Raw genomic sequence first — 17,035 nt, forward strand, 5'->3', positions numbered from 1 at the left:
ACCGCCCGGGCATGCGTCAGGCTTTCCGGGCTGCGACCAAGGCCGGATCCGGGTCCGAAGGCGCAGCGACGGCTGCGTGTTCGGCCAGGACTCCGGTCTTGTGCCGGATGCGCAGGCGGTAGAGGAGCGTCCCGCCGATGATGACCGTGCCGACAAACATGACGCCGCCCCATTGCAGGTACCACTCGAACGGCGGCACCGAGTTGTAAATCTCCGGCCGCGGCCACACCAGGTTCAGTGTCATGGCACCGCCCCACAGCACCGCCAGGATGTTCACGGGCAGCCCCCATTTGCCGAGGCTGAATCCCGGTTCTGATCCGTCGTCCTTGAGGGGCCACTTCTTCAAGAAGCGGCGCCGCAGCATGGGCACCGTCACCAGGAGGTATGACAGGTAGATCAGGACGATGCTGATGCTGGAGAGAATCGTGAAGATAGCTGGCTGGGAGATGTTGACGATCAGGGGAATCACGGCCACGACACCGATAACGATGGCGGCCACTGTGGGGGTTTTGCGGGTGGGATGGACTTTGCTGAGCTGACGGCTGAACGGGAGGTTGTTGTCCCTGGCCATGGCGAACATCATCCGGATGGCTGCTGCGTGGACGGCCAACGTGCAGACCACCACGGCCACCACGATGCACGCCAGGAAGGCCTTGCCGAATGGACCGCCCAGCACCGACAGCACGATGTACTGCAGCCCGCCATCGGCCGCTCCGAGTTTGGGATCTGAAAGATCGGGCGCGGCAAGGATTCCGCCGAGGAGGAGCAATCCTCCCAGGAGGAAGGACGCCGTAACGGCGCGCAGGATCGCCCTGGGCGCCGTTTTCTTGGGGTCCTTGGTTTCTTCACCCAGGGAACTGGCGGTGTCGAAGCCGTACATGACGTAGCCGGACGCCATGGCGGCAATGAGGAACACGCCAAAGAAGCCCAGGGGATGTTCTTCGCCGAATCCCGCAGTATCCAAGAGGACTTCCGGTCCGCGAACGGAGTGCCAGATGAGCGCCGCAATGAGCAGGACGGCTGCAACCAGCTCCACGAACACGCCCACGCTGTTGATCATGGTCATGAGTTTCACGCCAAAAGCGTTGATGAGGGTGGAAATACCGATCATGATGCTGGCCAGAATGACCCCGTTGACGGCGAAGTCGTAAGGACCTGTTCCGTCGCCCACCAGTTGGAAGCCGCTCCAGATTTGCGGGAGGGTGATTTGGAGGGCCAAGGCAACGGACCCCAGGGCCATGATGGAGGAGAGCAACAGCAACCAGCCCGCCAGCCACGCCCACGTTCCAGTCGAGAGCCTCTTGGCCCAGTTGTAGACCGACCCGGCCACCGGGTAGCGTCCTGCCAATTCCGCAAAGCACAGGGCGACCATCAGCTGGCCGACGAAGACGATGGGCCACGACCAAGCGTAGGCAGGTCCCGCCGTCGAGAATCCGAAGTAAAACAGTTGAAAAACGCCGGTGAGGATGGAGATGTAGCTGACGCCGGCGGCGAAGCTGGCGAACTTACCGATGCTGCGGTCCAGGGTTTGGGCATAGCCAAACTCGTCCATGCCGCTTGCATCGCTCTTGCAGGGTCCTAATTTGCTGGGTTCTGACATGCGAACTCCTAGTTCAGACGTGCACGAATGGTGACTTTCTGCGGCCGCCATTGGACGCAGATGAAATCAAGGCCGGGCACCGCGTTGTGCCTCCGGCTGTTTCCCCCATTGTTTGTTGCGTGGGTCTAAAAGCAGGGTGCCTGGTCAGGCGAGGGACAAGCTGAAGCCGGCTTCCGCCGTCGTGGTGTCCTCCGTCCGGCTGTTGTTGAAATCGGCCTTGATGAAATCGGCGCAGCGCTCGCCAATCATCATCACGGTGATATTCGGATTGACGGTGATGTGTTCCGGCATGACGGAGGCGTCCGCCACGCGCAATCCGGTAACGCCCTTGACCCGCAGTTCGGGATCCAAGGGTGACATATGGTCGTCCACCGATCCCATGCGGACTGTGCCGACGGGGTGGTAGACGGTGTTGTGCGTTTTGCGGATGTAATCCTGCAGTTCTTCATCGGTCTGCGCTTCGATGCCAGGGGAGAGTTCCCGACCGGTCCATTCGGCCATTGCCGGCTGCGTGGCGATTTCGCGGGCCTTGCGGATACCGGCCACCATGACGCGCATGTCGTGCCCCTCCGGATCGGTGAAGTACCGGGGATCCACCATGGGCTTGTCGCGGAAGTCCCGGCTGCGCAAGCGAACGGTCCCGCGGGAACGCGCGTGGGTGACATTCGGAGTGAGGCTGAAGCCGTTCTCCGTGGTGGGGTAGCCGTACCGCAGGGTGTTCATGTCGAACGGCACGGAGCCGTAGTGCATCATCAGGTCCGGGCGGTCCAGGCCATCCTGGGTGGGAGTGAAGATGCCGATCTCCCACCACTGGGTGGAGGCCTGCACCATGGGCTGCTTGGCCTCGAACTGAACCACGCCTTCCGGGTGGTCCTGCAGGTGCTCGCCGACGCCGGGGGAATCCACCAGGACCTCGATGCCGTGCGTGGCCAGGTGTTCGGCCGGGCCTATGCCGGAGAGCATGAGGAGCTTGGGGGAGTCGATGGCGCCGGTGGACAGGATGACCTCGCGATGCGCGTTCAGCCTGTGCGTACGGCCGAAAGCCGAGTCCACGACGTCGACGCCGGTGCAGCGCTTGTCCGCGTCGAACACCAGTTGTCGCGCCCGCAGGCCGGTCAGCAGGGTGAAGTTTTCGCGATCAATGATGGGGTGGATGTAGGAGACCGAGCTGGAAGAACGTGTCCCGTCCGAGCGTCGGTTGATCTGGAAGAAGTTGGCGCCGTTGATCACTGTGGTGCCGTCATTGAACTTCGCGCGGGGGATGCCGGTCTGCTCGCAGGCATCAAGGAGCGCGACCCCGGCGGGATCGTTCGGAGGAACGTTCATCAGGTGCACCGGGCCGTCGTGGCCGTGGTGTGGAGCTTCCGGTCCGGCGTCCTCGTTCGTTTCCAGACGCTGGTACAAAGGCCAGGCGGCACTAGCGTTCCAGCCCGTGGCGCCGTACTTCGATTCCCATTCATCCAGGTCTTCGCGGGGAGCCCAAAAAGCGATGCAGGAGTTGTGGCTGGAGCAGCCGCCCATGACCTTGGCGCGGGCATGGCGCATGAAGGAATTGCCGTTCTCCTGCGGTTCTACTGGGTAGTCCCAGTCGTAGCCGGATTCCAGCAGTTCCATCCAGCGGTCGAGCTGCAGAATTTCGGGCAGGCCCCGGTCATCCGGGCCGGCTTCCACCAGGGCAACGGTGACGGCAGGGTCCTCGCTCAGCCGGGCGGCGACGGCAGCTCCGGCAGATCCTCCGCCAATGACGACGTAATCGAACCCGCGCTCGCTGAGGTTCTCGATGTTGTCAACGTGCATCTATTTCTCCTTGCCGTGGTCTGCGAACCAGCCGGTCACCTGCGGGCTGGTGTTCTGGTAGATGTGCTTGGCTTCCTGGTACTCGCCCAGCCCGGTGGGACCGAGTTCGCGGCCGACGCCGGACTGGCCGAAGCCGCCCCACTCGGCCTGCGGAAGGTAGGGGTGGTAGTCGTTGATCCAGACCGTGCCGTGCCGCAAACGGCCCGCTACCCGCTGGGCCTTGCCGGCATCCTGGGTCCAGACGGCGCCCGCCAGCCCGTAGATGGTGTCGTTGGCGGTGGCCACGGCTTCGTCCTCGGTGCGGAAGGTTTCCACTGTTACTACCGGGCCAAAGGCTTCATCGATGACTACGGACATTCCCCGGGTCACGCGGTCCAGGACGGTGGGCTGGTAGTAGAAACCGGCGTCGAACTTTTCGCCTTCAGGGGCCGCGCCGCCGCAGCGCAGCCGCGCGCCTTCGGCAACACCGCGCTGGACGTAGGCGTCCACCTTCTCCCGGTGTGCGGCGGAAATCAGCGGACCGGTTTCGGCGGACTCATCGAACGGGCCGCCCAGGCGGATGTCCTTGGCCTTGCGGACCAGTTCCTCGACGAAACGCTCCGCGATGGATTCCTCCACCACCAGCCGAGCCCCGGCGGAGCAGACCTGCCCTGAGTGCACAAAGGCGCCGTTCAGCGCATTGTCGACGGCGGCGTCGAAGTCAGCGTCAGCGAACACCACGTTGGGGTTCTTGCCGCCGAGCTCCAGCGCCACCTTTTTCACGGTGCCGGCTGCGGCGGCGGCAATGCGCTTGCCGGTTTCCAAGCCGCCGGTGAAGGACACCAAGTCAATGTCGGGGTGCTCAGAAAGTGGTGCGCCCGCTTGAGCGCCGGGGCCCGTTACCAGGTTGGCGACGCCGTCCGGTAGGCCCAGGTCCTGCAGCAACTGCATGGCAAGGATTGCGGTGGAGGGGGTCAGCTCCGCGGGCTTCAAAACGAAGGTGCAGCCGGCGGCCAGTGCGGGAGCGATCTTCCACGCGGCCTGCAGCAGCGGGTAGTTCCACGGCGTGATCAGGCCGCAGACTCCGACGGGCTCGTAGACGATTTTGCTGACGACGGCGGGGTCCCCGGCGTCGACCACCCGGCCCGCCGACTGCCCGGCGAGGCGTCCGAAATATTCGAAGCAAGCGGCGATGTCATCGATGTCGATGCGGCTTTCGATGATCCGCTTCCCGGTGTCCAGGGATTCGGCGCGGGCAAACTTCTCGCGACGTTCGCGCAGTTCCGCGGCGACCTTGAGCAGGAACGCGCCCCTCTCGGGAGCGGGGACGTTTGCCCAAACACCGGAATCGAAGGCCTTGCGGGCTGCGGAAATGGCGCGCTCGGCATCTTCGCGGCCGGCTTCGGACACCGTGGCGACCAGTTCGCCGTCGGCCGGGTTGCGGATCTGCCGCACGGCGCCTGACGCGGCCGACTCCCACGAGCCGTTGATGAAAAGCGTGGAGGCAGAATCAGAAAATGTGGCTTGGGTCATACGAAGCAGGCTAGTGCATCTTGAACATTCGTTCAAGGAAAATTATGAACAGATGTTCAAAGTTTGTGGTTGGGGTGGTCCGGATTCTCACCCATCCCTGTTCCCTGCCGCTACGAACCACTGACATGAAAAAGCTCGGACTCCGGACCAAAGGCCCCGAAACCATGGCAGCGCTGGCAGGCGTGGTATCTGCCGCCGTCGTGCTTGCCGTTGCCGAGCTGGTCGGTGCATTCTTCACCGCCAGGGCGACCCCCGTATTCGCGCTGGGATCCACGTTCATCGACTTCACGCCCTCGTGGATGAAGGACTTTGCGATTGCCACGTTCGGTACCAACGACAAAGCCGCATTGTTCGTAGGCATGGGCCTTACCATCGCCCTGCTTGCCTGCGTTCTGGGTGTTGTGGCCTACAAGAAGTGGGCGCTGGGCGTCCTGGGCGTGCTGTTCATGGGTGCCGTGATTGTTGCCGCCGTCACCACCCGCGCCGGCGTTGGACCCGCCGACGCCGTCCCTTCAATCGTGGGAACCATCGCAGGCCTCTTCGTCCTGCGCCGCCTTATCAAGCCGTTGTGGGGCTTGAAGTCGTGGCCGGAAGCCCCCGCTGACATAGCGGCCGACGCCGACAACCAGGTTGGGGGTCCCGGCACCAGCCGCCGCCGCTTCTTCGCCGCGGCCGGCATCACCGCCGTCGCCGCCGGAATCGCGGCCACCGGTGGGCGGCTGCTGGGTGCCGCACGCAACAATGTTGCGCAGGCCCGGGATGCACTCCGGTTGCCGGCACCCGTCAAGGCTGCGCCCGCTGTTCCGGCGGGAGTCCAGTCCCCGGTGGCAGGAGTCTCCGCTTGGCTGACACCGAACAACGATTTCTACCGCATTGATACCGCCCTGAGCGTCCCGGAAATCAACGTCGAAGACTGGGTACTGCGGGTGCACGGAATGGTTGAGAAGGAAGTGACCCTCACCTTCCAGGACCTGCTCGACGCCGATCTGATCGAATCGCACGTCACCCTCACCTGCGTATCCAACCCCGTAGGCGGAAAGCTCGCCGGAAACGCCAAATGGCTGGGCATGCCCCTCCGCGAAGTCCTGGCCATGGCCAAACCGAAGGAAGGCGCGGACATGGTGCTCTCAACATCCATTGACGGCTTCAGCGCCTCCACTCCGCTGGAAGTCCTGCAGGATGACCGCGATGCCATGCTGGCCATCGGCATGAACGGTGAGCCGCTTCCGGTGGAACACGGATACCCCGTGCGGATGGTGGTTCCAGGGCTGTACGGGTTCGTTTCCGCCACCAAGTGGGTGGTGGACCTGGAGGTCACCCGCTTCGCTGACAGCAAGGCGTACTGGACGGAACGCGGCTGGTCGGAGCGCGGCCCCATCAAGACCATGGCACGTGTGGACGTACCCAAGTCCTTTGCGAAGTTCGCGCCGGGAAAGGTCGCCGTGGGCGGCACAGCATGGGCCCAGACGCGGGGAATCACCAAGGTGGAAGTCCAGATTGACGACGGCGAGTGGGTGGAAGCAACCCTTTCCGACGAAGCCTCCACCATCACCTGGCGCCAGTGGTCCTATGAATGGGATGCCACGCCCGGCCTGCACTACGTCAAAGCCCGGGCCACCGACGGCACCGGCGAAGTCCAGACGGAGCAGCGCGCCGATCCAGTGCCGGACGGTGCCTCGGGCTGGCCGTCGGTGATGGTGACGGTGGAGTAGCTGTTCGAAGTTCGCGGGCTGACAGGGGGGGACGACGACGGCGGCGCGCTGCCGCCGTCGTCGGCTCTTTAAGCCCGGCAGTAAGAAGGGGCTAGCCGAACACCCGGGTACCTTCAGGCATCGCGGGCATGGAGGAGGCTCCGCCGCCGAGGTCCTGGTCATTGGCGGTCAGTCCGGTGGGGAGGGTGGCCATCAAGACGGCCACAGGCGTGCCGGTGATGGACTTCTGGAACCAGCCGTTGCCGGTGGTGGTCACTGGTCCGTCGATGGAGTGCTTCCAATTGCCGTCTGCCTGGAGGCGGACTTCCCGCCTTACCCACACTCTTCCCGTGGAAGTTGATGGAAGCCGGCGAAGTGCTGGACAAGAAGAAACGCTTCTGCAATCATAGATCCTAAGCTTCATGAGGTGACATAAAGCACACGCTTTTGCAGAAGCGTTTCTGCAGAATTGCGTCTTGGGGAACGCTGACATCCAACATCTGCCGGACAACAGTCCGGCCCTCAATCATTTGGAGGTGGCCACATTGAATAATGGGGCCTCAACAGTCAAAACGGAGCCGCTGGGCTCCTCCAGTTCAGAGGCACTGGTTGAAGACCACGGAGTTTGTCCGATTCCGGCGCGGGACAGGACCTCCGGGGGAGCTGATCAATTCTGGATCTGGGCCGGTGCCAACCTTGCTCCCATCAACTGGGTGCTGGGAACGGTCGGTCTCGGGCTGGGCTTGAGCTTGGCCGAAACCCTGATCGTCATTCTCGTTGGCAACATGATGGGCTCGGCACTCTTCGGGCTCTTCTGCATCATGGGCCACAAGACCGGCGTGAACGCCATGATTCTGGCCCGGCTCGCGTTGGGACGGCGCGGGGCCAAAGTCGTGGCCGCAGTCATGGTTCTTATGCCCATGGGGTGGGTCGGAGTCAATACGTGGATCGTCTTGGACCTGGCGATGACAGCCCTCAAAGAAGTGGGCGTGCAACCCAATGACACGGTGAAGTACTCCATCGCGGCAGTCATCATGATTATCCAGGTCCTTTTGGCCGCCTGGGGATTTAACGCCATCAAAAAGTTCGAACGCTGGACGATGCCCGTCATCCTGGTGGTGATGGTCGTGATGACGATCGTTGCCTCACTCAACGTACATCCGAGCTTCGCCCCCGGGACCTTGGACGGCACCGACAAACTGGCTGCCATGAGCCAGGTCATGACCGCGATTGGCATCGGTTGGGGCATCACCTGGTTCGTTTATGCAGCCGACTTCACACGCTTCACCCGTCCGACCATGCCCACTAAGAAGGTGTTCTGGTCCGCGACGCTTGGAATGTTTGTTCCCGTCGTCTGGCTCGGCTTCCTCGGCGCGTACATCGCATCAGCCGGCGGAGGAACCGACCCTGCTGAATTGGTGCTGACCGCCTTCGGCGCATTGGCTTTGCCAATCCTCGTCCTTATCCTCCACGGGCCGATCGCAACCAACATCGTGGTCATGTACTCGTCCGTCCTGGCGGTCCTTTCCCTGGACATCAGGGCGCGGCAGTGGAAGATAGCGCTCGGCGGGGGAATCGTCGGCTCCTTTGTCCTCTGGCTTTTCCTTCAGTCCGAAAACTTCGCCAACTCCGCAGCGCAGTGGATGAGCGTTCTCGTGCTCTGGATCTCGCCGTGGGCCGCGATGACCTTGGTTGACTTTTTCATCCTCCGCCGCCAGCGGGTTGATGTTTCAAGTCTCTACGCGGCTCCTTCAGTCAAATGGTCCCGTGACGTCAACTGGCCCGGAGTGGTGTCCCTGGCAGCGGGGCTGCTAGCCGGGTGGCTCTTCCTAAAAACCGGCATTCCTGGGGTCGAAGGCCCCCTTGCGATAGCCCTCGGAGGCACGGATCTTTCCTGGCTATCCAGCAGCATCGTGGCCGGCACTCTCTATTACTTCCTGGGACACAAGAACGCACTGCCCGCCACCGTTCCCAGCGCGTCAACGATGACGTCCGCTGAATAACCCCCACAGACCTGCACCACCAAGAAAAGAAGGAAATCATGTACAACTGGTCCACCATCAACATCGACAGGCTCCGCCAGGATCGCCGCACTGCCATCGCCGAACTGATGCAGCGAAACCAGCTCTCCCACCTCCTCCTGACTGGGTTTGACCACATCCGCTACGCCACGGACTACCGCACCCAAATCATCGCCGAAGCCTTCGACTGGTTCGCAGCCGTCGTTGACCGCGACGGAAACGCGGAAATCTTCACGCCTTGGATCGACGAGACCCAGGCAAACCCGGTCGCAGACCTGCCATGGGTTACGGCCATCCATGCCATGCCGTCATGGGCTCCCGTCGTCGGCCACCCCGAAACCTGGACCAGAGGTTTGGCAGCAGCGCTGAAGGGGGCTACGAAAGTTGGCATCGAGCTCATCGACCCTGCGATCCTCGGCCGCCTCCAAACTGTGCTGCCGCAGGCAAGCTTTGTTTCGGTCGGCCAGGAACTCTACGACATCCGCATCCGAAAGACCCAGGATGAAATCATCCTGCTCGAAGACGCCAGCATCGTTAACTCCATTGGGGCTGAAGCCGGAATCGCAGCCGCCGTGCCGGGTGCAACAGACCACGATATCCTCGCTGCCGTGATGGGCAAACTTCAGGAATCGGGACCTGAGTTCCTGAGCCACTCACTGTGTAACCACAGGAGGGGAAATGGTGGATGGTTCGCCGAAGGCAGCGTTCTTCGCGAAGGAGACCCCTACTTCTTCGACATCGGCGTTTACGGGCAGCACGGCTACGCATCCGACATCGCCCGCACTGGCTTCGTGGGCGGAGAAGCGCGTCCGGAAATTCGTGCCGTCTACGAGAAGCTGCTGAACGCCCACCGCATCGCGGAGGAAGCGGCAAAACCGGGCGTCCTGGTCTCCAAGGTTGACGAAGCAGTCAACAAATACCTCGCCAGCGAGGGCCTGCCGACCACCCCGTACGCGATCGGTCACGGCGTGGGGCTCCGCGCCTGTGAACTGCCCACTATTTACCGTCACGGGCTCTTCGACCGAGACCAGGTCATCGTGGAAAACAGTGTCATTTCCCTCGAACCCGAAACCGGCATCGAAGTGGACGGCGAATTCATGCTCCTCAAGCTCGAAGACAACTACCTCGTGCAGTCTGACGGCGTCCGCCGTCTCTCGCCTGCGGGTTACGGACTGGAGCTGGTCTAATGCAACGCGGTGTACATTCTCTGCCCGTCGAACAACATCTCCGTCCGACAACACTGCGCCTGGTGCTGGCCCAACTTGAGCCGGTTCCCCGTCGGATCGACGAGAATGTACACCGCGTGCTCAGCGTTCTTGAGGAACATCACGAAGCGGATCTGGTGGTCTTCCCCGAGCTGTTCCTGACCGGCTACACGTCCGTGGACGTATGGGAGCTGCAGCTTTCGGTGGACAGCCAACCCATCCAGGTGCTCCAGGCCGCCTGCCGTGGCCACCAGACGGCGTTGGTTGTTGGTTTTATCGAACAAGCCGGGTTGCGTCCTTACAATTCGATGCTGATGATCGACAAGGACGGCACTGTAGCCGGCGTCTACCGAAAGACACATCTTTTTGGCGGAGAAGCAGAAGTGTTTACTCCGGGGGACAAACTTGAATGTGTGAACTTGGGAGCCATTACGGTAGCGCCCCTGACCTGCTTCGACATCGAGCTCCCCGAACCGGCGAGAAAGCTGGCCAAGGAGGGGGCGGACCTCATCATCTCCATCGCCGCGAACATGGACCCGTATTACGACGATCATGAGCTTGCAGGCAGGGCGAGGGCGCTGGATAACCGGATCCCCCACATTTACGTCAACCGCACTGGCTCTGAAGGTCCGTTCGACTTCGTCGGCGGCTCAAGGGTCGTTGCACCAAACGGCGCCGTGCTGTCCCAGGCCGGACGCAGCGAGACGATTCTCTGCGTAGACCTGAGCTACGGATCCCGGGTCGAATCGGACATCGACTACCTGCTCCACCTGAGGCCGGAACTGTACTAGGCGGTTCCTAGTTGGTCGGACGCGCGCCGGCTTCCGTGCTTGCGCGGACAACGAGGTGAGCCGGAATGGTCACGCTCTTTATTGATTGTTCTCCTTCAATTTGTTCGATGAGCATCTCCGCGGCCGCGCGTCCGATCTCCACTGGTTGCAGTTCGACGGCGGTGAGGGGCGTCGAAGCGCCAGCTACTGCTGAGCTGTCACCCAGGCTGACGATCATGACATCCTGCGCAGCAGAGGCTGCCATTGAAGCCCCAAGGGCGAGTCGGTCCAGTGTTGCAAATATGGAGTCCGGGGCATCCTCCCTGCTGAGGAGCCGTTCAGCAGCCTGGCGCCCGGAGTCTTCCGAGAGGCTTCCCGACACCACTTCCAGCCGGGGCTGAACTCCGCGGACCTTGCACCAGCCCTCGTAGGCCTGAACACAATCCGCGGCATAGGAAGCGCTGACTGGGCTGGAAATCAAGCCAGGTCGCCTGGAACCCTTCTCCCACAAGTGATCCAGGACCTCGGAAACGACAGCAGAGAAATCGTTGTCAACGCTGCTGGTGACTGTGGAGTCCAACCTGCCCACTGTCACCAAGGGCCTGCCGTCCACCAATGCACGCTGCACCAGCCTGTTCTCAGGCACGGGGTCGACAACTATGGCTCCGTCGTAAGGAATTGTGGTTTTACCCGCCCAGTCGCCGATAGGAGCCATCGCCAGGGCGTAACCCCTGGACGAGGCAACTTCGGAAGCTGCGCTCATGACCCGGACAAAAAACTCGACATTCCACATCGACGTTACAGCTGTCTCCGGCGCCGCAATCGACATCATAAGAATGCCCGTCCTGCCGGACGCGAGACTCTTCGCGGCAGAGCTTGCCTGATACCCCAAGCTCTTGGCCGTCTCCAGTACTTTCTTTCGAGTCTCCTCAGGCAGTCTGCCCTTGCCACTTAAAGAATCGGAGACTGTCGTCACCGAAACGCCCGCTGCCTTGGCAACGTGCCGGATCGTAACTCTCGTAGCCACTATTTGTCCCTTCCCCACTGCAGCGGCAAAAGATGCCGGTATTCAGCGCGCATCCCGTCTTCCAAGGCCTCCTTGAAGTATTTCTTCGTCCACGAGACCAGAGGACCGGCGTTGTCCAATGGCAACGCGCACTCGAGGGAATGAGCAGAAGCATCCACATAGCCCTCGAGCAGGCCCAGGCAATAGGAAACGACGTCAGGATCGCGAAGCAACTCGTAAGCCTTGCTGAATTGGCCAGCCTCCAAGGCCTCTTCCAAAGCAGCTCCTGAAGTGGTGGAAGCCCTGATGGCCGCTACCCCGAACACGCCGTTGGGGAGGTCCGTTTCGACAGGTTTGCCCAGAACCTGGTCGTCCCCTAGGAGATCGAGAAGGTCATCCAACAGTTGGAATGCCATCCCGAAGTTCCACCCGAACGAACGAACCTGTTCAACTGTCGACGGCGACAGTTCCAGGACGAGAGCGCCCATCTCACAGCTGGCAGCAAAAAGCTCGGCCGTCTTCATGGAAATGTAGGAAAGGAAGTCCTGTTCCGCTGAACGTAGTGACAAGCGGGACTCTGCCAGCTGCCCGAGCGTCAGACGCTCAAAGGCAGACTGCCAAGCCGAGGCGGCAGCGGGCCCTGCCTCATGGGCCAGCTTCATGCCCCTGGCCAACAGCAGATCACCCGACAGGATGCTGATTCCCTCCCCGGCAGTGACATGTACAGCGGGTGCATCGCGTCGATAATCCGACCCGTCGATCAGATCGTCATGAATAAGTGAAGCCGCGTGAAGCAACTCGACCGCCGCCGCAGCCGAAAGGAGCGACGGACTGGGCACGGCACCGACGGTGGCCCCGATATCGAGAATCAAACCGGACCTGAGCATCTTTCCGGCTGAAGCAACCGGACCCAAAATCTCGTCGAGCGCCTCCGACCCTGTCCCTCCGGCGTTCTGGACAATAAGGCTGCGGACCTGACTCCCCACGTATGCAAGGTCATTCATTGGCTTCAAGACAACTCCGATTCACACTGAAGAAACGCTTCTGTAGACAATGCTACCGTGAGATCCTCGCGGCGGAATGGGGCAAGGGCGGTTCGAATCACCGCGAAGGTGCGAAGGCGATGTCTTCCGTGCGGGCAATACCGCGCTCGATGGCTGCCTTGTCGATGCCCAGGAGCGTGGTGAGCCACATGCCGTTCTGCACCACGACGACGTCGGCCGCCCGGTCCCGGCATTCCTCAGGTGACAGCCCGGGAATGGCGTTGCCGATCAAGGCCGCGAGCCCTTGGAGGTACCTCTCAAAGGCTGCGGCATTGATGCGCGCAAAGTCCTCATCCGCCTGGGCGAGGGCCCACAAATGAAGGCGGAGGGATAGATACGGCGTGGTCAGGAGGCGTGGGTCCGCAACGCGACGAAGGGACTCCCGGAGTTGCTCGTCCGGGGTCGACGTAGCCTGCGGCTCCACCAAGAGGAGGTCGTGCTCTTCAATCTGGTGGAGCACCGCGCGGATCAAACTCGGTTTGTCCTCGTAGTAGTAGTTCACAAGCCCAAGTGCGACGCCGGCTTCACGCGCCACAGCGCGCATGTTGATGCCCGAAATGCCGTGGCGGGACAGCAGTTCCAAGGCTGCGTCGAGGATGCGTTTTTGTCTGTCAACCTGTCCGCCGGACTTTGCGGTGCTTGTACCCATTCGGCCAGACTATTGTGAAACCCTGATCAGCGCATCCTGAGCGTCTACAGGTTCTTTTCTGCGTAAACCCGCAGCGCATCCCGGACGAATGTCGCCCCTGATTCCCCGCCGTAGTTGGCCGCGAACCGCGGATCAGCAACGTACATTTCTCCGAGTCCCGTGACGTAACCCTTGACGTCTCCGCCAGGCGCCGCCGTCGGGGTTCCCGGAATGCCGCTGAGCCACTCAACGTGACGCCTTGCCAGGTCCTGCGCCTCGGCGCTGTCCGGTGAAATCCCGGATTCTGCGGCTGAGATCCAATCCGTGCCCAGTTTCTGGACGCGGTCCTTCCACTGCTGCTTTTCGTCGGTGCTCATCCCGCGCCACCACGAATCGCTGGCGGCGTAGGCATCCTTGCCCCAGCGCTCCTCCACCTCGTCTTTGTACTGAGTGTGGTCGAAGCCATCAAACATGTTCTGTGCCATGTACTTTCCATCCCCTTTCATCGTGTCGATGGTTTGCCGAACGGAGGCGATCTGCCGGGTCAGCCTGTCCTGCTCCTGGGCGAGCCATTCCAGATGGCTGCTCAGCGCTTTGACGGTGTCCGTCTCGCGGTCAAGTACTTCGGCGATGGCCGGCAAGCCAAGCCCCAGTTCCCGGAGCAGGAGGATGCGCTGGAGCTGAACCAGAGCCGGACCGTCATAGTAGCGATAGCCGTTATGGCCGGTCCGGTTTGGCTTCAGCAGGCCGATGTCGTCGTAGTGACGCAGCGTGCGGCTGGTGGTGCCTGCGATCTTTGCGATTTCCTGGATTGACCAGTCCATCAGTCCTCCGTCCTAGCCTTGTTCTTCGACTGTAGGGGTTGACGCTACGTCAAGGTCAAGGGGACTGTGGCGATCACTAGTCAGCCAGGATCAGGTAGAGCGCCCTGCGGGTTTCGTCCAGCTTCTCGATGGCAGCTTGACGCTGTTCGTCAGTGGCTGCGGCGCGGAACTGATGGATGACGCCCATGAGCTTGCCGACGCTTTGGTGGAATGCGGCGCCGGTTCCATCGGCCTCGGTGTTCCAGGCGTTGGCGAGTTCCTCTTCATGCTCGGCGATATAGGCCTTGCCGTCATCAGTGAGCGTGAATTCGGTGCGCCGACCTTCGCCGACGGCGACGATCAGTTCTTCGTCGACCAACTGCTGCAGCGTCGGGTAGACCGAACCGGGGCTGGGGCGCCATGCGCCGGATGTCTTCTCGGCGATGGTCTTGATCAAGCCATAGCCGTTGGACGGAGACTCGGCCAGCAGCGAGAGAATTGCTGCGCGGACGTCGCCGCGGTTGGCTCGGCGTGAACCGCCGGGACCGAAGCCCCTGGGGCCGAATCCGGGTCCAAAGCCGGGGCCGAAACCGCCCGGTCCGAAGCCTGGGCCAAATCCGCCGCCGCCGTGTCCGCCCGGGCCGCGTCGGCCTTTGCCGCGATTGAAGCGGCCTCGTCCATGTCCGTGTTCCGGGTGTCCGTGATCGTGCTCGGGGAATGAGTTGTCGTGTTCGTTGATGCCTTTCATAACAGCATCGTCCTTTCGGTTGTTGTTACGCCGAAGGAGTATCGGCGATAGTTAACGATATATCGGTAACTATCGCGACGTCAAGACCCTGAAATTAGGGGGTGAGAGAGGGGCCGCGGGAAAGCGTCGAAAGGTGAGAGAGGGACCGCGGGAAAGCGTCGAAAGGTGAGAGGGGATCGGTTAAAGCACGACGGCGGGTGCGGACTTCCGTTCGGAAGCCGGCACCCGCCGTCGTGGTTTGTTCTAAAAAGCGGTGGCTATTTCCACCACGTATCAAAGATGGTGACCGGAACAGTGCGCTTGTGGCGCGTCCGGAGGTACTTCTGCTCGATCAGTCCGGCGGCCTCCTCGGGGACGTCGCGGCCCTCAAGGTAATCGTCGATCTGGTCGTAGGTGATGCCGAGCTCGTCCTCGTCGGTGCGGCCGGGCTTGCCGTCCAGGAGGTCGGCGGTGGGGATCTTCTCCCACACGCGGGCTGGTGCGCCGAGTTCGGCGAGGAGGGCGCGGTTCTGGCGTTTGTTCAGGCCGAACAGCGGCAGGATGTCCGCGCCGCCGTCGCCGAATTTCGTGAAGAAGCCCGTCACGGACTCGGCGCCGTGGTCGGTCCCGATCACCAGGTAGTTGTGCTCGCCGGCCAGTGCATACTGGGCGATCATGCGCGCGCGGGCCTTGGTGTTGCCCTTGTGGAAATCGGAGATCGGAGATCCGGTGGTCTTCTCGAACTCTTCCTCGAAGCCATCCACGGCCTGGGAAATGTTGTAGGTCCACTCCGTCTTGGCTTTGATGAAGTCCAAGGCTGCTTGGGCATCGTCTTCATCGTGCTGGATGCCGTACGGGAGGCGGACCGCAACGAAGTTCGCGTCGACGCCTTCAGCCTCCAGCTCCTCGACAGCCAACTGGGCGAGGCGGCCGGCAAGGGACGAGTCGATGCCGCCGGAAATGCCCAGGACAAAACCCTTGGTGCCTGTCGCTTTGACGTAATCCTTCAGGAAGGCGACCCGTTTGCGGATCTCCTCCGCAGGATTGATCCGGGGCTGTACGCCCATTTCCTCAATGATGGTGGCCTGGAGTTCGCGCATGGTCCAACACTAGTCAGCGGTGTGACGAAGGCTCAACCATGTTGCACGCGTATGGCCCAAGTGACAGTTAGTTGGGGGAGGTCGGTCCCGTTGAGCCGCGGACCGTGAGGTGGGTGGGCATGACGGAGCGGCTGCGGTTTCCGCCCCCGGCCAGCGGGTTGAGCTGGGCAAGCAACATGGACACGGCCACGCGTCCCGCCTGTTCGATGGGGGAGCTCATGGTGGTCAACGGGGGATTGCAGAAGTCGGCACCAAAGATGTCGTCACAGCCCACGATGCTCATGTCCTCCGGTACCCGCAGTCCGCGCTCCCGAAGTCTCTGCAGCATGCCGATGGCAATGAGGTCGTTGAAGACGATGCACGCCGTGACTCCGCTGTGGACCGCCGCATCAGCGGCAGCAGCTCCCGACTGTGTCTTGGGCGCGAAGGGACCAATGATGCGAACGTCCACGCCCCGGCTTTCAGCGGCCGCGGATAAAGCATCCCACCGTCGGGCACTGGACTGGGAAACCGCCGGTCCGGAAACGTAGGCGACGGACGTGTGGCCCAGGGAGATGAGATGGTCCAAGGCCTGTGGCATGGCCGAGGGCGTATCGATGATGACCGCCGGGACGCCGTCGACGTCCCGGTTGACGGTGACCATCGGCATGCGGGCGGCGGCAGCGGCAAGTGCCTCGTCGTTGAGGCGTGACGCCGCAACAATCACGCCATCGGCGCTCTTGCGGAGTTGCTCCAGGGTGCTGGCCTCCACTTCATCTGACTCTTCGGTGTCCACGAGCAGCTGTGTGTAGCCGGCGGCCTTGAGCTGCAGCTGCGTGCCCCGGATGAGGTCGAAGTAGAACGGGTTGGTGATATCCGGGACCAGGACTCCCACGGCTCCGGTCCGGCCGGAACTTAGTGCCTTCGCTTGGGAGTTGGGCGTGTAATTGAGTTCGACGGCGGCGGCCTGGATCCGCTCGCGGGTGCGGATATTGACCCGGTCCGGATTGGCGAGGGCCCTGGATACCGTGGACGCCGCGACGCCGCACAGGGCGGCGATGTCGTGGATGGTTGCAGGCCGGCCTGCAGCCACGGGTTGCGTCGCCATGGGCGTTCCTCTCTGAACGTCGGATCATGCGGCTGTGACCAGTGC

The 17,035-nt window shown here is 62.2% G+C and carries 16 protein-coding genes and 1 pseudogene; 5 read left to right on the forward strand and 12 right to left on the reverse strand.

Annotated features, from left to right (window positions below; translation table 11 throughout):
• Positions 1–16 precede the first annotated feature (16 nt).
• The 3 genes from J3D46_RS07135 to J3D46_RS07145 all read right to left on the reverse strand — a co-directional run bounded on the left by J3D46_RS07135 (position 17) and on the right by J3D46_RS07145 (position 4,909).
• A complete protein-coding gene (locus tag J3D46_RS07135) occupies positions 17–1,600 on the reverse strand; it encodes an APC family permease (protein WP_253465986.1) in 1,584 nt (527 codons plus the stop codon).
• 144 nt (positions 1,601–1,744) lie between these two features.
• On the reverse strand, positions 1,745–3,397 hold the full coding sequence (locus J3D46_RS07140; RefSeq protein WP_253465989.1) for a GMC family oxidoreductase: 1,653 nt from the start codon (positions 3,395–3,397) through the stop codon (positions 1,745–1,747).
• Positions 3,398–4,909 carry an aldehyde dehydrogenase family protein gene (locus J3D46_RS07145; RefSeq protein ID WP_253465992.1) on the reverse strand — a complete coding sequence of 504 codons (1,512 nt, stop codon included), beginning with the start codon at positions 4,907–4,909 and terminating at the stop codon, positions 3,398–3,400.
• A gap of 125 nt (positions 4,910–5,034) precedes the next feature.
• Here J3D46_RS07145 and J3D46_RS07150 point away from each other — a divergent pair, with 125 nt between their 5' ends.
• Entirely contained in the window at positions 5,035–6,621 is a 1,587-nt protein-coding gene (locus J3D46_RS07150; RefSeq protein WP_253465995.1) for a molybdopterin-dependent oxidoreductase, read from the forward strand.
• 91 nt (positions 6,622–6,712) lie between these two features.
• Here J3D46_RS07150 and J3D46_RS07155 read toward each other — a convergent pair whose 3' ends face one another.
• Positions 6,713–6,943: a hypothetical protein gene (locus J3D46_RS07155; RefSeq protein WP_253465998.1), complete on the reverse strand. Its 231-nt coding sequence runs from the start codon at positions 6,941–6,943 to the stop codon at positions 6,713–6,715.
• A 193-nt stretch (positions 6,944–7,136) separates the two neighbouring features.
• On the opposite strand from J3D46_RS07155, the gene J3D46_RS07160 reads away from it, so the two are divergent.
• The 3 genes from J3D46_RS07160 (at position 7,137) to J3D46_RS07170 (ending at position 10,617) form a co-directional block, all read left to right on the forward strand.
• Positions 7,137–8,603, forward strand: a complete 1,467-nt coding sequence (locus J3D46_RS07160) for a cytosine permease (RefSeq protein ID WP_231338906.1) — start codon at positions 7,137–7,139, stop codon at positions 8,601–8,603.
• Between the two features lie 38 nt (positions 8,604–8,641).
• Positions 8,642–9,808 carry a Xaa-Pro peptidase family protein gene (locus J3D46_RS07165; protein ID WP_253466000.1) on the forward strand — a complete coding sequence of 389 codons (1,167 nt, stop codon included), beginning with the start codon at positions 8,642–8,644 and terminating at the stop codon, positions 9,806–9,808.
• Between the two features lie 62 nt (positions 9,809–9,870).
• Positions 9,871–10,617: a carbon-nitrogen hydrolase family protein gene (locus J3D46_RS07170; RefSeq protein ID WP_253466003.1), complete on the forward strand. Its 747-nt coding sequence runs from the start codon at positions 9,871–9,873 to the stop codon at positions 10,615–10,617.
• A 7-nt stretch (positions 10,618–10,624) separates the two neighbouring features.
• Here the strand turns inward: J3D46_RS07170 and J3D46_RS07175 are convergent, their stop codons facing one another.
• A complete protein-coding gene (locus J3D46_RS07175; protein WP_253466006.1) occupies positions 10,625–11,359 on the reverse strand; it encodes a LacI family DNA-binding transcriptional regulator in 735 nt (244 codons plus the stop codon).
• Here J3D46_RS07175 and J3D46_RS24945 point away from each other — a divergent pair.
• Positions 11,358–11,480: a hypothetical protein gene (locus tag J3D46_RS24945; RefSeq protein WP_256490977.1), complete on the forward strand. Its 123-nt coding sequence runs from the start codon at positions 11,358–11,360 to the stop codon at positions 11,478–11,480. The genes J3D46_RS07175 and J3D46_RS24945 overlap by 2 nt on opposite strands.
• 56 nt (positions 11,481–11,536) lie before the next feature.
• Here the strand turns inward: J3D46_RS24945 and J3D46_RS25130 are convergent.
• From J3D46_RS25130 to J3D46_RS07205, 7 genes and pseudogenes are all read right to left on the reverse strand, one after another.
• Positions 11,537–11,641, reverse strand: a pseudogene (locus tag J3D46_RS25130) (LacI family DNA-binding transcriptional regulator); the annotation flags it as partial.
• Positions 11,623–12,606, reverse strand: a complete 984-nt coding sequence (locus tag J3D46_RS07180) for a polyprenyl synthetase family protein (protein ID WP_253466009.1) — start codon at positions 12,604–12,606, stop codon at positions 11,623–11,625. The pseudogene J3D46_RS25130 and the gene J3D46_RS07180, both read right to left, overlap by 19 nt.
• Before the next feature lie 97 nt (positions 12,607–12,703).
• On the reverse strand, positions 12,704–13,294 hold the full coding sequence (locus tag J3D46_RS07185) for a TetR/AcrR family transcriptional regulator (protein WP_253466012.1): 591 nt from the start codon (positions 13,292–13,294) through the stop codon (positions 12,704–12,706).
• A gap of 44 nt (positions 13,295–13,338) precedes the next feature.
• A complete protein-coding gene (locus J3D46_RS07190; protein WP_253466015.1) occupies positions 13,339–14,097 on the reverse strand; it encodes a MerR family transcriptional regulator in 759 nt (252 codons plus the stop codon).
• A gap of 76 nt (positions 14,098–14,173) precedes the next feature.
• Positions 14,174–14,824, reverse strand: a complete 651-nt coding sequence (locus tag J3D46_RS07195; protein ID WP_253466018.1) for a PadR family transcriptional regulator — start codon at positions 14,822–14,824, stop codon at positions 14,174–14,176.
• 257 nt (positions 14,825–15,081) lie between these two features.
• On the reverse strand, positions 15,082–15,903 hold the full coding sequence (nadE, locus tag J3D46_RS07200) for an ammonia-dependent NAD(+) synthetase (protein WP_253466021.1): 822 nt from the start codon (positions 15,901–15,903) through the stop codon (positions 15,082–15,084).
• 67 nt (positions 15,904–15,970) lie between these two features.
• Positions 15,971–16,990, reverse strand: a complete 1,020-nt coding sequence (locus J3D46_RS07205; RefSeq protein WP_231342019.1) for a LacI family DNA-binding transcriptional regulator — start codon at positions 16,988–16,990, stop codon at positions 15,971–15,973.
• Positions 16,991–17,035 lie beyond the last annotated feature (45 nt).

The organism is Paenarthrobacter sp. A20 (assembly GCF_024168825.1).
In the GTDB taxonomy this organism is placed as follows: Bacteria; Actinomycetota; Actinomycetes; order Actinomycetales; family Micrococcaceae; genus Arthrobacter.

Bases quoted from the DNA above. Each gene is read 5' to 3' on its own strand.
- J3D46_RS07135 (WP_253465986.1), bottom strand. From the start codon at position 1,600: ATGTCAGAACCCAGCAAATTAGGACCCTGCAAGAGCGATGCAAGCGGC.
- J3D46_RS07140 (WP_253465989.1), bottom strand. From the start codon at position 3,397: ATGCACGTTGACAACATCGAGAACCTCAGCGAGCGCGGGTTCGATTAC.
- J3D46_RS07145 (WP_253465992.1), bottom strand. From the start codon at position 4,909: ATGACCCAAGCCACATTTTCTGATTCTGCCTCCACGCTTTTCATCAAC.
- J3D46_RS07150 (WP_253465995.1), top strand. From the start codon at position 5,035: ATGAAAAAGCTCGGACTCCGGACCAAAGGCCCCGAAACCATGGCAGCG.
- J3D46_RS07165 (WP_253466000.1), top strand. From the start codon at position 8,642: ATGTACAACTGGTCCACCATCAACATCGACAGGCTCCGCCAGGATCGC.
- J3D46_RS24945 (WP_256490977.1), top strand. From the start codon at position 11,358: ATGACCCGGACAAAAAACTCGACATTCCACATCGACGTTACAGCTGTC.
- J3D46_RS07175 (WP_253466006.1), bottom strand. From the start codon at position 11,359: ATGAGCGCAGCTTCCGAAGTTGCCTCGTCCAGGGGTTACGCCCTGGCG.
- J3D46_RS07180 (WP_253466009.1), bottom strand. From the start codon at position 12,606: ATGAATGACCTTGCATACGTGGGGAGTCAGGTCCGCAGCCTTATTGTC.
- J3D46_RS07185 (WP_253466012.1), bottom strand. From the start codon at position 13,294: ATGGGTACAAGCACCGCAAAGTCCGGCGGACAGGTTGACAGACAAAAA.
- J3D46_RS07190 (WP_253466015.1), bottom strand. From the start codon at position 14,097: ATGGACTGGTCAATCCAGGAAATCGCAAAGATCGCAGGCACCACCAGC.
- J3D46_RS07195 (WP_253466018.1), bottom strand. From the start codon at position 14,824: ATGAAAGGCATCAACGAACACGACAACTCATTCCCCGAGCACGATCAC.
- nadE (WP_253466021.1), bottom strand. From the start codon at position 15,903: ATGCGCGAACTCCAGGCCACCATCATTGAGGAAATGGGCGTACAGCCC.
- J3D46_RS07205 (WP_231342019.1), bottom strand. From the start codon at position 16,990: ATGGCGACGCAACCCGTGGCTGCAGGCCGGCCTGCAACCATCCACGAC.